Genomic DNA, 14034 nt, shown 5'->3' on the forward strand with positions numbered 1-14034 from the left:
GCGCGTACCTCCTCCTCCATCGGCGCTATCGCAAGGTGGGGTGAAGAGCTCGACGTTGAGCCGTCGCTTGTCAGGTTATTGAGAGGAAACCTACGATTGCAAGTGAAGGTTTTCAGAGCGCCCGTCAGAGAGGAGCACCGTGACCGACATCGTGTCGTCCCCCGTCGAGACCGCAGACGACGTGGAGCCGCGGACCTCCCGGCCGCCCATCGACGACGATCGCACCCGGCCCCGAGGACTCGGCACCGTGCAGCAGCCGCAGGTATCCGTGACCCTCGTCGAGGGATCGTCGTTCTGCGTCTCCCGCCCCGATGGCGACATCGTCCCTCGTCAGGCCGATGGCCTCTTCGTGCAGGACACGCGCGTGCTGTCTCAGTGGGAGCTGCGCATCGACGGCCATTCGGTCGAGCCGCTCGGGATCATCCCGGCAGAGCCCTTCGAGACGCGCTTCATCGGCCGCGTTCCGGCCCGCCCCGGCAACATCGAGCCGACGATCATCGTCGAGCGGCGCCGGCTCGTCGGCAGCGGCATGCGCGAGGACCTCGCGATCTCGAACTACGGGAGCGAGCCGGCGGGTCTCGACGTCGTCCTCCACGTCGACGCGGACTTCGCCGACCTCTTCCAGGTCAAGGAACGCCGGGCCGAGCGGCCGGCGGGCGTGACGGGCGGGTTCGACCGGGACGGACTCCACTTCCGCCTGGAGGGCGAGGGGACGGCCCAGCGGGGCGTGCGCGTGTCGGCGCCCGGAGCGCAGGCCGCCTCGGGAGCGCTCGCCTTCCGCATCGTCGTCGAGCCGGGCGGCACGTGGCGGGGCAGCATCGAGGTTCGACCGGCCGTGGACGGCAGCGAGCTGGCCGCGTCCTTCCCGCTCGGCGACCCGGTGGAGGGCACGCAGCCGGCGCTGCGCATGCGCGGGTGGCACGACGCGACACCCTCGATCTCGGTGGCGAACACGGTGCTGGCGGCCGCACTCGCGACAAGCGAGCGCGACCTCGGTGCGCTCCGCATCGTCGACCCGTCCCATCCCGAGGACGAGGTCGTCGCGGCGGGAGCGCCGTGGTTCATGGCCCTCTTCGGCCGGGACTCTCTGCTCACCAGCGCGATGATGATGCCCTTCGCGCCGAGTCTCGCACTCGGGACCCTGCGCGCCCTCGCTCGGCTGCAGGGCGCGCGCGAGTCGGCGATGACGGAGGAGCAGCCCGGGCGCATCCTCCATGAGGTGCGGCTGGGAGCGGACCTGTCGCTCGCCCTCGGCGGCGATCGGGTCTACTACGGATCGATCGATTCGACCCCGCTCTTCGCGATGCTCGTCGGCCAGGCGCGGCGCTGGGGAGCTCCCCGCGAGGCCATCGAGGAGCTGTGGCCGCATGTCCGACGCGCCATCGCGTGGATCGACCGCTTCGGCGACCGCGACGGCGACGGGTTCGTCGAGTACCAGCGCAGCACCGACCGCGGGCTCGCGAACCAGGGATGGAAGGACAGCTCGGATGCCATCGCCCACCGCGACGGCACCGACGCGCAGGCGCCCATCGCGCTCGCCGAGGTCCAGGGCTACTGCTACGCGGCGCGGCTCGCGGCCGCCGAGATCGCGGAGACGCTGGGCGAGGCGGCGTACGCGGCCGAGCAGCGCTCGCGGGCCGCTGATCTGCAGGCGCGCTTCCACGAGGCGTTCTGGCTGCCCGACGAGGGCTTCTACGCGCTCGCGCTCGACGCGCGCAAGGAGCCGGTGCGCGTGCTCTCCTCGAACGTCGGGCACTGCCTCTGGACCGGCATCGTGCCCGACGAGGTCGCCGACCGGGTGATCGACCGCCTGCTGCAGCCCGATCTCTTCACCGGCTTCGGCATCCGGACCCTCTCGTCGCGGTCGCGGCGATTCAACCCCGCGAGCTACCACAACGGGTCGGTCTGGCCGCATGACACCGTGCTCGCGGCCGCAGGCATGGCCCGGTACGGGCGCCGGGATGCCGCGGTCGAGGTCGCGACCGGTCTCCTCGATGCGCTCGAGGCGTTCGACGGGCGTCTCCCCGAGCTCTTCTGCGGCTTCGCGCGCGAAGACAAGCCCCTGCCGATCCCCTACCCGACGTCGTGCTCCCCGCAGGCGTGGGCCGCCGCGACGCCGTTCGAGATCCTCCGGATCTGCCTCGGGCTGGATGCCGACGTTCCCGAAGGCCGCCTCGACATCCGATCCGTGCCGCCCGCGATCGGCCGCGTCGAGATCACCGGCCTGCCGATCGGGCCGTGGCGGCTCGACCTCCGCGCAGATGAGACCCGCACCGAGGTCTCCGGACTGCCTGAAGGGATGGGGACATGAGCGATGACGCCGAGACGAGCGACGGCGAGCCTGCGTCGCCCCTGGACGACCAGACCGCGCCGTTCTACACGATCGGGCAGGTCTCGTCGCTGCTCGGGATGCCGCAGGCTGCGCTGCGTCGCCTCGACGACCAGGACATCGTCTCGCCCGAGCGCTCCGAGGGCGGCCAGCGCCGGTACTCGCGGAACGAGGTCGATCGACTGCGCGAGGTGGCGACGCTGACGGAGGAGGGTGTCACCCTGCCCGGCGTGCGGAAGGTGCTCGCCCTCCGGCGCCGCGTCGAGGCCCTCGAAGAGGAGATCGCCGACCTCCGCGCGCGCCGCCCGGAGTGAGGCCTCGGGGCAGGATCGGGCAGGCCGCCGACAGCCGCACGGCGAGCGCGGCGAGGAGCGCGGAGAGGAGGGCCGTCGCGGGGCCGAGCCCGAGCGCGAGCACCGCGGCGACCGCGGCCGCCCCCGTGAGGGTCGCGAGGGCCGCGCGCCCTGCCTGCTCGGTGACCGGCTCCGCACCCGAGCGCGCGTGCCGCGCCTCGAAGCGGCTCGCGGCCCAGGCCACCGCGCCCACGACGACCGCGCCGAGCACGAGCCACGCCGGGCGGTCCAGCCACCATGCGGGAGATGCGGGCGCCGGAAGATCGGCGCCGGTGACGAGGGCGCTCCCCGCGACGGCTCCCGCGACCGCCGCGAGCGCCGGCATGTGCCACAGGTAGACGGTCATCGCGCGGCCGCCGATCGCATCCACCGCTCGTGCGACCGGCGGCTGCCCTGCCCACCGGCGCAGAGTCGCGCGGGCGAGCGTGAACAGGGTCACCTGCGCGAAGGCGAACAGAGCGAGCGCGACCGTCGGCGGATTGAGGTTCACGTACATGTCCGCCGCGTAGGCGCCCGACACGACGAGGACGAGGAGGACGCCGACGGCGCCCGCGGCCATCCGCCAGCGCACGCGCGCCGCGATCGCGTCAGCGCGGCCATCCTCGATCCAGAAGCCGAGCTGCTGCACCGTGAGCCACACGGAGGCGAGACCGAGCAGGCCGAGAGCCTCGACGCCGCTCGTCATCCGGAGGACGTCCCCGGCGACCACGGCCGCGGCGAGCACGGCGAGCGTGACGACGGGAGCGCGATCATGCGCGGCGACCAGCGCGGGCACGAGCGCCTGCGCGAAGACGAACACCCCGAGGAACCACAGCGGCTGCGACATCCGGAATCCCGCGACCGCGACGAGATCGCCCGGGACCCCCGCGACGAGCAGCGCCGAGAGGCCCGCCGCCAGGACGAGCATGACGAGCGGGAGGGGCCGCAGGAGACGCCGCACGCGGGTGGCGGCGAACGCCGCACGGGAGGCCCCGCGAGCGCGCGAGCGTCGGAACGAGCGGGCAGCGGTGAATCCCCCCGCCGCGAAGAACAGGGGCATCACCTGCACGAGCCAGCTCCAGGGAGCGAACCCGTCGATGTCGAGCGCGTTCGAGAACACGGGGCGACCGCCCTGCACGTCGATGCCGACCATCGTGGCGTGCAGGAGCACGACGACGACGAGGGCGCCCGCGCGGGCGAGATCGATGCTGCGGTCCCGATCGGGACCGGGAAGCGGTGGGGCGGATGGTGCGGTGGCGGCGGGCGCGGACATGCGGGTCTCCTCGACGGTCGGTGTCGGGGAACCGTACGGAGGCGACCGCGCCCAGCGGATCACCCCGGGGGTCGATCTGCGCGGCGGCGCTGCCCTCCCTCGGGGTGAGCGCGGGCGTCAGGCCGGGGTGACGAGCCCCGCGTCGTAGGCGAAGATGACCGCGTGCACGCGGTCCCGCGCGCCGAGCTTCTGGAGGACCCTCCGCACGTGCGTCTTCACGGTCTGCTCGGCGATGAAGAGCGCGCTCGCGATCTCGCCGTTCGACAGACCGCGGCCCATGAGCGTGAGCACCTCGCGCTCCCGCTCGGTGAGCCCAGCGAGGTCGAGCCGTGCGCGCGTGGGCGGGGCGGGTCGCCGGGTGACGACGTCCTCGATGAGCCGTCGCGTGATGCTCGGCGCGAGCAGTGCATCGCCGGCGGCGACGACGCGCACCGCCTGGACGAGCTCGTCCGGCCGGGCGTCCTTGAGGAGGAATCCGCTCGCCCCCGCGCTCAGCGCGTCATAGACGTACTCGTCGATGTCGAACGTCGTGAGCATGATGACGCGCGGCGGCGATGGCCGCGGGTGCCGCGGCTGCAGGATCGCGCGCGTCGCCTCGATCCCGTTCTGCACGGGCATCCGCACGTCCATGAGGACGATGTCGGGGTGCGTCTCATTGACGAGCCGAACGGCCTCCTCGCCGTCCCCGGCCTGGCCGACCACGCGGAAGTCGGGCTGAGCGGCGAGGATCGCCGCGAATCCTGCGCGCACCATGGCCTGGTCGTCGACGACCGCGATCGTGATCATGCCTCGCCCCTCTCCCCCGCGACGTCGACCGGGAGCTCCGCGTGCACGCGGAAGCCGCCCTCTGCCGTGGGGCGGGCGTCGACCGTTCCGCCGACGAGCGCGGCGCGCTCCCGCATCCCCCGGAGCCCGAGGCCGGCTCCTGGAGACGCCTCGACCGCGGCGGCCGGCCGCGAGTTCTCGACCTCGATCACGAGCATGCCGCCATCCTCCCGCACCGTCACGGTGGTCGCGCTCCCCGGTGCGTGGCGGAGCGCGTTGCTCAGCGCCTCCTGCACGATCCGGTAGGCCGCGAGCTGCAGCGAGGCGGGCAGGTCGTCGCCGTGCGCGCCGCTGCGTAGCGTGACCGCCGCACCGGCGTCGACCGCGTCGCGCGCGAGTGCGGGGATGTCGGCGAGGCCCGCGACGGGCGCGAGCGCCGCCTGCTCGTCGCCTGAGCGCAGCACGCCGAGCAGACGGCGCATCTCGCCGAGGGAGCGGCGTGCGGCACCGCCGATCTCCTCGAACTCCGCCGCGGCCGCGTCGTCGAGCTCGGGGAGCCGGAAGCGCGCGGTCGCGGCCTGCACCTGGATGAGCGACAGGCCGTGCGCGACGACATCGTGCAGCTCGCGTGCGATCCGCTGACGCTCCTCGGCCTGAACGCGCGCGGCGTGCTCGTCCTCGGCGATTGCGCGCTCGCGGGCGAGGGCGGCGCCGAGCGCGCGTCGCTCGCCGAGCAGCGCGGCGACGCCCAGTGCCCCGGCCCCGATCGAGAGCGCCACGATCACGTTCGCCGGCACCGCGTCACCGCGGGCCGTGAGCACGTGCGACGACACGAGCGCCCCGGGGAGCACCAGCGCCCAGATGCCCGTGCGCCAGCCTCGGCGGAGAGCCACGAGCCCGCACAGCAGCGCGAACCCGATGATGCCCGTGACCGACCAGGGCCACGGCACGCCGACCGGGGGCGCCCACAGGGCGAGTGCCGCCGACGCGCCGGCGAACGCGACGATGGCCGGCCAGGGCGCGACCGGCGCCACCGCGATCGCGCCGGCCTGCAGGAGGGCGAGTGCGAGCGCCCAGCCCGGCGGGACGCCGTGCACGGCGGCCTCGAACGGCGCTCCGACGGCCGCGAGAGCGGCGCTCGCGCACCCGATGGCGACCCACCAGGCGGGCGAGAGCCCCCGCGCGCTGTCGGTCACTCCGTGCCGCGGAACCCGCTGATGTCGCCGACGATGCGCTCGTTGTCCGCGGGGATCGGGTCGACGATCGCCTGCGCGATCTCGGCGGCGAACTCCGAGACGTTGTAGAGGCGACCCGCCTCCTCGCGCCGCGCCGCGATCGCGCCGGGGTTCACGCGCTCCAGGAGCGTCGCGGTGATCGTGCCCTCGATCATGTCGCCCGAGACCACGACGAAGTCGATGCCCTTCTCGGTGAGGGCGGGGATGCGCTCGCGCAGCGCGTCCTCGCCCGCGCGCTTCGACAGGGCCACGGGCGCGTACGCGTCCATCGTGGGCGTCGTGCGGATGAAGTGCGCCTGGTGGCTCGTGACGAACACGACGCGTCCGCCCGCGGGGATGATCGGCAGCGCGGTCTCGAGGACGTTCACCTGGGCATCGCGGTTGAGTCGGAGCGCGTAGTCCTCGCCGACGCCCGTCTCCATGCCGCCCGAGGCGTTGAGCACGAGCACGTCGAGCGACCCGAACTCCTCCTTGACCGCGTCGATCATCGCCGAGACCGAGCCCGGGTCGGTCAGGTCCGCGCCGACGACGAGCGCCTTGACGCCGAGCTCGCGCACCTCGGCGGCGAGCTTCTCGGCGCGGGGGGCCTTGTTGCGGAAGTTGATGACGACGTTCGCCCCCGCCTGCGCCGCGTAGCGCACGGTGTCGGCGCCGATCCCTCGTGACGACCCCGTCACGAGGACGGTCTTGCCGGCGAGGGACTGCGGTGCGAGAGGCTGCGACACGAGGACTCCGAGAGCGTGGGGACGGGAACCGTCCGACCCTACCAAGTGCGGTCTGCGCGCGGGAATCGCAACGCGATATCCCGGGCGGATCAGACGTCGCGCGTGCGTGATAGGTTCCGAGCAGAGCCCGCCCCGAGGAGGTCCCATGGAAGCGATCGAGCAGTTCGCCTGGATCGGATGGCTGGCGCTCATCGCGATCTTCCTCGCGGTCGAGATGGTCTCGGGCGAGCTCACGTTCCTCATGCTCGGCCTCGGCGGCGTGTTCGGCCTCGGATCCGGGCTTCTGGGCGCGCCGCTGTGGCTCCAGGTGATCGTCGCGGCCGCCGCGGCCGTCGCCCTGCTCGTCTTCGTGCGCCCGCCGCTTCTGCGGCGCCTGCGCCGCGGCGCCGACCCGAAGGCGTTCAACGTCGACGCCCTCGTGGGGCTGTCCGGCGTCGTGACCGAGACGGTCACCGCGATGTCGGGCCGCGTCAAGCTCGTCAACGGCGACTCGTGGTCCGCGCGCGTGCGCGGCGACCGGTCGCTGGCCCCGCAGACCCCGATCACCGTCGAGTCCATCCAGGGCGCGACCGCGTTCGTCACGACCCGCACGCCCGAGGAGAGCTGAAATGGACGACAGCAACGTCATGGCGATGGTGCTCACCTGGATCCTGGTGATCGCCGTCGTCATCTTCGTGATCACCATCCTGGTCCGGTCCATCCGGATCGTGCCGCAGAGCGACTCCGTCATCGTGGAGCGCCTCGGCAAGTACCACCGCACCCTGTTCGGCGGGCCGCACCTGATCGTGCCGTTCATCGACCGCGCACGCACGCGCGTCGACCTCCGCGAGCAGGTCGTCACCTTTCCGCCGCAGCAGGTCATCACCGAGGACAACCTCTCGGTGGCCGTCGACACGGTCGTCTACTTCCGCGTCACCGATCCGCGCTCGGCGACCTACGAGATCGCGAACTACCTCGGCGCGGTGGAGCAGCTCACCATCACCACACTGAGGAACGTCGTCGGAAGCCTCAACCTCGAGGAGGCGCTCGTGAGCCGCGACGTGATCAACGGCAAGCTCAGCGCCGTGCTCGATGAGGCGACCGGGCAGTGGGGCATCAAGGTGAGCCGCGTCGAGCTCAAGGCGATCGATCCGCCCGCGACGCTGCAGGACGCGATGGAGAAGCAGATGCGCGCCGAGCGCGACCGTCGCGCGGCCATCCTCACCGCCGAGGGCCAGAAGCAGTCGCAGGTGCTCGTCGCGGAGGGCGCGCGGCAGGCCGCGATCCTCAAGGCCGAGGGCGACAAGCAGGCGCAGGTCCTGCGCGCCCAGGGCGAGTCGGAGGCGATCACGACGGTCTTCCATGCGATCCACGAGGGGCGCCCCGACGACAAGCTGCTCGCCTACCAGTACCTGCAGACCCTGCCGAAGATCGCGGAGGGCGAGGCGAGCAAGCTCTGGATCATCCCGAGCGAGCTGACGGAGGCCCTCAAGGGCATCTCGGGCGGTTTCGCCGGACGGATCCCGGGGCTGGGCGACCGCACCCCGCCGCCCGCGTGACGCATCCGTACCTGGCGGGCACGCGCCATCCGCGCGTGCTCGCCCATCGCGGACTCGTGACGGCCGACATGGCCGCCGACGGCATCGTCGAGAACTCGGTCGCGGCGATCGCGGCCGCGCAGGCGGCGGGTGTCGAGTACGTCGAGTCCGACTGCCATGTCACGGCGGATGGCGTCGTCGTCCTCTTCCACGACGACACGCTCGAGCGCGTGACGGGAGACCCGCGCGCGATCGCCGACGTGACGCTGCGGGAGCTCGACGAGATCATGGCGCCGCGCGGCGGCCTCGCGCAGCTCGCCGATGTGCTGCGGGACTTCCCGTCGACGCGCTTCAACATCGACGTGAAGGCCGCGGCCGCCGCCGAGGGCGCCGGCCGCATCGCCGCCGAGCATGCCGACCGCGTTCTCCTCACGAGCTTCGACGAGGCGCGGCGCGTGGCGGCCATGGCCGCTGCGTTCCCTGCGCGGCCGGCCACGAGCGCGAGCTCGGCGATCATCGCGCGCCTCGTTCTCGCGGCCGCGCTCGGGGCACGGCGGCGCGCACGACGGCTGCTCGCCGGAGTCGACGCCCTGCAGATCCCCGAGCGGCGCGGCATCGTGCCCGTGCTCACCCGCCGGCTCGTCCGCTGGGCGCATGAGGAGGGGGTCGAGGTGCACATCTGGACCGTCGACGATCCCGCGCGGATGAGGACGCTCGTGCGGCGCGGGGTCGACGGGATCGTCACGGATCGCGCCGACCTGGCGCTGGCCGCTCTGACGCCCTGAACGTCGCCTGGGAATAGCGCATCCGGCGCCGTCCGTTCGGATGATCCGCTCAGCCGGACGCGTTACAAATGGTGACCGACGAGAGGACTTCACCATGGCAGATCGCAGCCTTCGTGGTATCCGACTCGGCGCCCAGAGTCTTCAGAGCGAAGAGGGCGTCGTGTTCATGGAGCGCAAGGAGCAGACGTACGTCTGTGCTGCCTGCGGGCGCGAGACGACGCTCATGTTCGCAGCGGACGCCGAAGCTCCCGAGACGTGGGAGTGCCGCACGTGCGGCGGCGAGGCGCTGCTCAAGCTCGAGAAGGGCACGGTCGAGGTCGACCACTCCGGCGACAAGGCCGCGCGCACGCACTGGGACATGCTCCTGGAGCGCCGTTCGATCGAGGAGCTCGAGGAGATCCTCGCCGAGCGCCTCGCGTTCATCCGCGAGCGCCGCGGAGCGGGCCAGGACCCGACGCGGGTTAAGAGCGCGTAACGCGCACGTCTGCAGACGCCGGTCTCGATGAGGCCGGCGTCTTCTTCGTGTCCGGAGGCTCCGCGCGCTCCCAGTAAGCTGTCAGCATGGCGAAGACTGTGGATCGTGCTGTCGGAATCGACATCGGCGGGACCGGCATGAAGGCCGGCATCGTCGACCTCTCGGAGGGCACGCTGCTGAGTGACCGGGTGCGCATCGACACCCCCAAGGGCGCGCACCCGAAGGACGTGCTCCAGACCGCGCACGACCTGCTCGAGCTCCTCGGCGAGGACGCGGCCGGGCTCCCCCTCGGCGTCTGCTTCCCCGCCATCGTCAAGGACGGCCGCACGCTCTCGGCGGCCAACATCTCCGACGAGTGGATCGACTTCGAGGCCGAGAAGTTCTTCCAGGACGGCCTCGGCCGCGACATCCACTTCGTGAACGACGCCGACGCCGCCGGCCTCTCGGAGGCGCGCTTCGGCGCCGCGAAGGGCCAGAAGGGCCTCACGATCCTCACGACCCTCGGCACGGGCATCGGCTCGGCGTTCATCTACGACGGGGTCCTCATCCCGAACACCGAGCTCGGCCACCTCATCTGGAAGGGCGAGTCGATCGAGCGCTACGCCGCCGCGACGGCGCGCGAGCGCGAGGGCCTCTCGTGGGAGAAGTGGGGCCACCGCCTCCAGAAGTTCTACGCGCACGTCGAGTTCCTCTTCTCCCCCGACCTCCTCGTCGTGGGCGGCGGCGTCTCGAAGAACCCCGAGAAGTTCATGCCGTACATCACCACGCGCGCCAAGATGGTCACCGCCGTGCACCGCAACAACGCGGGCATCATCGGCGCCGCCTCGCTCGCGAACGCCTGACCCCTCGACCGCACAGCGCCCCGGCTCCGCATGGAGCCGGGGCGCTTCTCGTCCAGGGCGAATGGGCCGGCCTGTACGCCGGGTTCTGTTCCGGGGCTCGCGCCCCATCGACGGCCATCTCTCTCGGCGACACGTTGCCGTGCCGCTCCAGCGGTCTACCCGAGGACTCGGCGGGCCGCGTCATCATCCTCTGTCTGACCTTGCTCCGGGCGAGGTTTACCTGGCGGGCCATGTCGCCATGGCCCCCGGTGGTCTCTTACACCGCCGTTTCACCCTTACCGGGACGGATCCCGGCGGTCTGTTCTCTGTGGCACTGTCTCGCGGATCGCTCCGGGTGGGTGTTACCCACCGCCCTGCCCTGCGGAGCCCGGACGTTCCTCGGCGCGAGGCGGCGAACCGCTCGCGACGCGACCGTCCGGCCGACCCATTCGCCCCTCCATTCTACGGCGGCTGGGCGGGATCACTTCGCGGCGGACTCGTCGATGCGCACGTCGAGCGGGAAGTCGATGGGGAACGTCCCGAACAGCAGCCGACCCGCGGCATCCGCAGCGGAGCGGATGGCCGCCGCCACGTCGTCGGCGAGATCCGCCGGCGCATGCACGAGGACCTCGTCATGCAGGAAGAACGCCAGGTGCGGACGTCGGGAGAACACCGGGCCCGACGCCGAAGCCGATCGGTCGGCGCCGACGGCTCCGAGCGCGGCGAGGCGCAGGCGCAGGTCGGCGAGCCACGCGAGCGACCACTCGGCCGCCGTGCCCTGCACGACGAAGTTGCGGGTGAATCGCCCGCGGTCGCGTGCCGCGCGCCGCGCCCGCGTCTCGTCGGCGGCCGAGGCATCCGAACCGCTCGCCCGGGCCTGCTGCTGCACCCACGCCGGATCCGGCGCCGGGGAGGTGCGCCCCAGCCACGTGCGCACCACTCCCCCGTCCTCGCCCGTGCGCGCCGCGGCGTCGACGAGCGCCATCGCCGCCGGGAACACCTTGCGAAGCCGCGGCACGAGGCGGCCCGCGTCGCCCGTCGTCGCGCCGTACATCGCGCCGAGGACGGCGATCTTGGCCTCCGCGCGGGTCGCGACCGCGCCGCTGGCCACGATGCCCTCGTAGAGGTCCGCGCCCGCGGCGGCCCGGGCCATCCGCTCGTCGCGTGCCATGCCCGCGAGGACGCGGGGCTCGAGCTGAGCGACATCGGCGGAGACGATGCGCCACCCCGCGTCGGCCCTGACAGCGCCGCGCAGCGCGCGCGGGATCTGCAGAGCGCCTCCTCCGGAGGACGCCCACCGGCCGGTGACGACGCCGCCCGGCACATAGACCGGTCGGAAGCGGCCTTCGTGGACCCACTCGTCGAGCCAGGACCATCCGTTGGCGGTGAGGAGGCGCGCCATGCTCTTGTACTCGAGCAGCGGTGCGACGACGGGATGATCGTGCTCGGCCAGCTCCCACTTGCTCGTCGAGTCGACGTGCACGCCCGCGTTGCGGAGCGCGCGCAGAAGACGCGGCGGCGAGTCGAGGCTCACGCGCGGATCGCCCAGCGCCTCGCGGACGCGCGCGGCGGTCTCCTCCATGCGCGCAGGGAGGCCGCCGCCCCGTCGTGGGCCGAGCGCCTCCGTGAGGATGGCGTCGTGCCTGCGGACATCCCAGGGCAGGCCGGCCGCCCGCATCTCGGCGGCCACGAGGGCGCCCGCCGACTCCGCCGCGAGGAGGAGCCGCATGCGCGCCGGATCCTCCGCGCGCGCGAGGAGGCCCTGCTGCGCGTGCGCCTCGGCGACGGTCGCGTCGAGGTCGTGCATCGACTCCCCCGCGACGCGCGTCGGCTCGACGTCGAACAGCGCCGGCTGCGTCGCGACCTCGGACTCGGCCGGTGCAGCGTCCCACGGGTGCGCGGAAGCATCGGGGGTGACGGCGTGATGGAGGATGCGGTGACGCAGGCGCAGGTCGTCGCAGCGCGCGACCCGCACGCCCTCCGCGAGCAGACGCGGGTACCACTCCGCGGTGTCCGACCAGACCCAGCGCGGGGCGTCCGCCTCCTCGCGTGCGGCGACCCACCGAGCGAGCGCGGCGTCGTCGCCCGCCCGTGCGATGCGCTCGGCGTCGCCCTCCGCGATCGCGTCGGCGTCACGCGCGACCGCGACGATGTCGTCGCCCGCGCGGCCGAGGACGACGGATGGCGTCAGAGCCCGGACTCCTCGGTGCGCACGAGGATGCACCCGCACTCGGGGCAGTTCGCCACCGCATCGGCGGGCACGGAGCGGAGCGCCTGCAGATCGCTCGGCGCGAGCATCACATGGCAGCCTCCGCACGCACCGCGCGTGAACGGCGCGGCGGCGACGATACCCCGGGCCGCCAGGCGGTCGTAGGCGGACACGAGTGGGTCGGGGATGCGCCCGGCGACGGCGCCGCGGTCGCGCGTGAGCGTCTCGATCTCGCGGCCGGCCACCTCGACCTGGGCCTTGCCCTCGGCGCTCAGCCGCTGGCCCTCGGCCGTCGTCTCGTTCAGGATCGCCTGCTGCTCGGCGACCGACGCCTCTGCGGCCTCCAGGCGCTCCATGAGCTCGAGCTCGGCATCCTCGAGCGCGCTCAGCCGCTGGGTGAGCGCGGCGATCTCGCGCTCGAGCGCCTGCGCGTCCTTCGCGTTCGCCGAGCCCTCGAGGCGCGCCCGGTCGCGGTCGCGCCGCTGCTGCGCGAGCGCGACATCCGACTCGATGCGCGAGACCTCGGCCTGCAGCTCGTCGCGCGCGCCGACGCGCACGGCGAGCTCATGGCTCTGCGCGGTGCGCTGCGCGACGAGCTCCTGCACCCGCGCTGCCTGCGGCGGGTTGCGGCGCGCGGCCTCCGCCTGCCGAAGTCGGCGGTCGAGGTCGGCGAGGTCGAGGAGGAGGCGCTGGTCGGCGGGGCTGGCGTTCACCTCTCCAGCCTACGGTCGGATGGCGACATCCCGTGCGCCTAGAATCGTCGGGAGGGGCCTTTAGCTCAGCTGGTAGAGCGCCACGTTTACACCGTGGATGTCGTCGGTTCGATCCCGGCAGGGCCCACCGTCCCGCCTCCCGCCGAATCCCCCGACCGCTCGGTGCCATCGCGGCATGGCCCGGCGTCGCAAGATCTCCTCCCCCGGCGCCTCGGCCGTGCGCACCCTGCTCGCCGGCGACTAGCCAGAGCGGAGCCCTCGGTCAAGCGCCTGGGCTGCCTCGCCCGCCGCCCCTAGCGTGAGCAGCACCTCACGCGAAAGGACGAGATCATGTCGAACCCCTACCCCGCTCCGTACCCTCTGCCCGACGACGGCGAGAGCGGCGACGACCTGCCCACGACCGAGGTCGACGGCGACGAGGTGCTCGACCCCGATGCGAACCACGACCTCATCGACAGCGCCGACGCCGACCGTCTCGCGGCGGGCGACGACGACGTCGACGACGAGGTCTGAGCACCGCGCTGACCCGCTCAGGGGCCGGGTCTACCGCCTGTCGGCGCTCCTGAGTACAGTGCGGATATGAGAGCCTTCGACCGCGATTTCATCGACGCCGCCATCCAGACGACGCAGCTCGTGACCGTGGGCGGCAGTCTCTACTCGTTCGAGCCGACGCCGGTCCAGAGCACCATCTGGTACCCCGACCTGCGCGTGAAGCGCGACCGGCGACCGTGGGGCTGGGTCGTCGCCGAGGGCGACGGCTCGTACGCGATCCACGTCGCCGAGCAGCCCGGCGACATCCCCGCGAAGGTGGGCCGCGGCGTGACGGTCGAGCAGGCGATCCGCGCCGCGCTCTGA

At 72.8% G+C, this 14034-nt stretch carries 15 protein-coding genes, 1 tRNA gene and 1 other RNA gene; 10 read left to right on the forward strand and 7 right to left on the reverse strand.

From position 1 onward, the window contains the following. The first annotated feature begins 139 nt into the window (after positions 1–139). Together M1D56_RS08125 and M1D56_RS08130 are read left to right on the forward strand one after the other, a co-directional pair. Positions 140–2311, forward strand: coding sequence for an amylo-alpha-1,6-glucosidase (locus M1D56_RS08125; protein ID WP_456285186.1), 2172 nt, complete (start codon positions 140–142; stop codon positions 2309–2311). After that, complete coding sequence (locus M1D56_RS08130; protein ID WP_271171857.1) at positions 2308–2643, forward strand: MerR family transcriptional regulator; 336 nt, start codon at positions 2308–2310, stop codon at positions 2641–2643. Before M1D56_RS08125 ends, M1D56_RS08130 begins: the two co-directional genes overlap by 4 nt. On the opposite strand, the gene M1D56_RS08135 is transcribed toward M1D56_RS08130, so the two are convergent. From M1D56_RS08135 to M1D56_RS08150, 4 genes are all read right to left on the reverse strand, one after another. After that, entirely contained in the window at positions 2546–3934 is a 1389-nt protein-coding gene (locus M1D56_RS08135; protein ID WP_456285187.1) for an acyltransferase family protein, read from the reverse strand. The two genes, M1D56_RS08130 and M1D56_RS08135, sit on opposite strands and share 98 nt — an antisense overlap. Positions 3935–4051: 117 nt before the next feature. Then, entirely contained in the window at positions 4052–4720 is a 669-nt protein-coding gene (locus M1D56_RS08140) for a response regulator (RefSeq protein WP_271171859.1), read from the reverse strand. Then, positions 4717–5895, reverse strand: a complete 1179-nt coding sequence (locus M1D56_RS08145) for a sensor histidine kinase (RefSeq protein ID WP_456285188.1) — start codon at positions 5893–5895, stop codon at positions 4717–4719. Before M1D56_RS08145 ends, M1D56_RS08140 begins: the two co-directional genes overlap by 4 nt. After that, a complete protein-coding gene (locus M1D56_RS08150; RefSeq protein ID WP_456285189.1) occupies positions 5892–6659 on the reverse strand; it encodes an SDR family oxidoreductase in 768 nt (255 codons plus the stop codon). Before M1D56_RS08150 ends, M1D56_RS08145 begins: the two co-directional genes overlap by 4 nt. Before the next feature lie 145 nt (positions 6660–6804). On the opposite strand from M1D56_RS08150, the gene M1D56_RS08155 reads away from it, so the two are divergent. From M1D56_RS08155 to ppgK, 5 genes are all read left to right on the forward strand, one after another. Then, the gene (locus M1D56_RS08155) at positions 6805–7266 is read left to right on the forward strand and encodes an NfeD family protein (protein WP_271171862.1); all 462 of its coding nucleotides are present in this window, start codon (positions 6805–6807) and stop codon (positions 7264–7266) included. Position 7267: 1 nt separating this feature from the next. Then, positions 7268–8197, forward strand: a complete 930-nt coding sequence (locus M1D56_RS08160; RefSeq protein ID WP_271171863.1) for an SPFH domain-containing protein — start codon at positions 7268–7270, stop codon at positions 8195–8197. Further along, entirely contained in the window at positions 8194–8961 is a 768-nt protein-coding gene (locus M1D56_RS08165; protein ID WP_456285190.1) for a glycerophosphodiester phosphodiesterase family protein, read from the forward strand. The genes M1D56_RS08160 and M1D56_RS08165 overlap by 4 nt, the downstream gene beginning before the upstream one ends. A gap of 94 nt (positions 8962–9055) precedes the next feature. After that, on the forward strand, positions 9056–9436 hold the full coding sequence (locus M1D56_RS08170) for an RNA polymerase-binding protein RbpA (RefSeq protein ID WP_271171865.1): 381 nt from the start codon (positions 9056–9058) through the stop codon (positions 9434–9436). 86 nt (positions 9437–9522) lie between these two features. Beyond that, positions 9523–10278, forward strand: coding sequence for a polyphosphate--glucose phosphotransferase (gene ppgK, locus M1D56_RS08175; protein ID WP_271171866.1), 756 nt, complete (start codon positions 9523–9525; stop codon positions 10276–10278). Between the two features lie 58 nt (positions 10279–10336). Here ppgK and rnpB read toward each other — a convergent pair. From rnpB to M1D56_RS08190, 3 genes are all read right to left on the reverse strand, one after another. Then, an RNA gene (rnpB, locus tag M1D56_RS08180) (RNase P RNA component class A) lies at positions 10337–10705 on the reverse strand. A 33-nt stretch (positions 10706–10738) separates the two neighbouring features. Beyond that, positions 10739–12487 carry a bifunctional 3'-5' exonuclease/DNA polymerase gene (locus tag M1D56_RS08185; RefSeq protein ID WP_456285191.1) on the reverse strand — a complete coding sequence of 583 codons (1749 nt, stop codon included), beginning with the start codon at positions 12485–12487 and terminating at the stop codon, positions 10739–10741. Next, positions 12445–13179, reverse strand: a complete 735-nt coding sequence (locus tag M1D56_RS08190) for a zinc ribbon domain-containing protein (RefSeq protein ID WP_456285192.1) — start codon at positions 13177–13179, stop codon at positions 12445–12447. Before M1D56_RS08190 ends, M1D56_RS08185 begins: the two co-directional genes overlap by 43 nt. Positions 13180–13233: 54 nt before the next feature. Here M1D56_RS08190 and M1D56_RS08195 point away from each other — a divergent pair. The 3 genes from M1D56_RS08195 to M1D56_RS08205 all read left to right on the forward strand — a co-directional run bounded on the left by M1D56_RS08195 (position 13234) and on the right by M1D56_RS08205 (position 14034). Then, positions 13234–13306, forward strand: a tRNA-Val gene (locus M1D56_RS08195). Positions 13307–13509: 203 nt separating this feature from the next. Further along, entirely contained in the window at positions 13510–13692 is a 183-nt protein-coding gene (locus M1D56_RS08200) for a hypothetical protein (protein ID WP_456285193.1), read from the forward strand. Positions 13693–13758: 66 nt separating this feature from the next. Continuing rightward, on the forward strand, positions 13759–14034 hold the full coding sequence (locus tag M1D56_RS08205; protein WP_456285194.1) for a hypothetical protein: 276 nt from the start codon (positions 13759–13761) through the stop codon (positions 14032–14034).

The organism is Microbacterium sp. JZ101 (genome assembly GCF_053903175.1).

What these genes read in the sequence shown, in the direction of transcription:
- M1D56_RS08200 (WP_456285193.1), top strand. Translation starts at nt 13,510, where the DNA reads ATGTCGAACCCCTACCCCGCTCCGTACCCTCTGCCCGACGACGGCGAG.
- M1D56_RS08205 (WP_456285194.1), top strand. Translation starts at nt 13,759, where the DNA reads ATGAGAGCCTTCGACCGCGATTTCATCGACGCCGCCATCCAGACGACG.
- M1D56_RS08160 (WP_271171863.1), top strand. Translation starts at nt 7,268, where the DNA reads ATGGACGACAGCAACGTCATGGCGATGGTGCTCACCTGGATCCTGGTG.
- M1D56_RS08170 (WP_271171865.1), top strand. Translation starts at nt 9,056, where the DNA reads ATGGCAGATCGCAGCCTTCGTGGTATCCGACTCGGCGCCCAGAGTCTT.
- M1D56_RS08140 (WP_271171859.1), bottom strand. Translation starts at nt 4,720, where the DNA reads ATGATCACGATCGCGGTCGTCGACGACCAGGCCATGGTGCGCGCAGGA.
- M1D56_RS08130 (WP_271171857.1), top strand. Translation starts at nt 2,308, where the DNA reads ATGAGCGATGACGCCGAGACGAGCGACGGCGAGCCTGCGTCGCCCCTG.
- ppgK (WP_271171866.1), top strand. Translation starts at nt 9,523, where the DNA reads ATGGCGAAGACTGTGGATCGTGCTGTCGGAATCGACATCGGCGGGACC.
- M1D56_RS08155 (WP_271171862.1), top strand. Translation starts at nt 6,805, where the DNA reads ATGGAAGCGATCGAGCAGTTCGCCTGGATCGGATGGCTGGCGCTCATC.
- M1D56_RS08135 (WP_456285187.1), bottom strand. Translation starts at nt 3,934, where the DNA reads ATGTCCGCGCCCGCCGCCACCGCACCATCCGCCCCACCGCTTCCCGGT.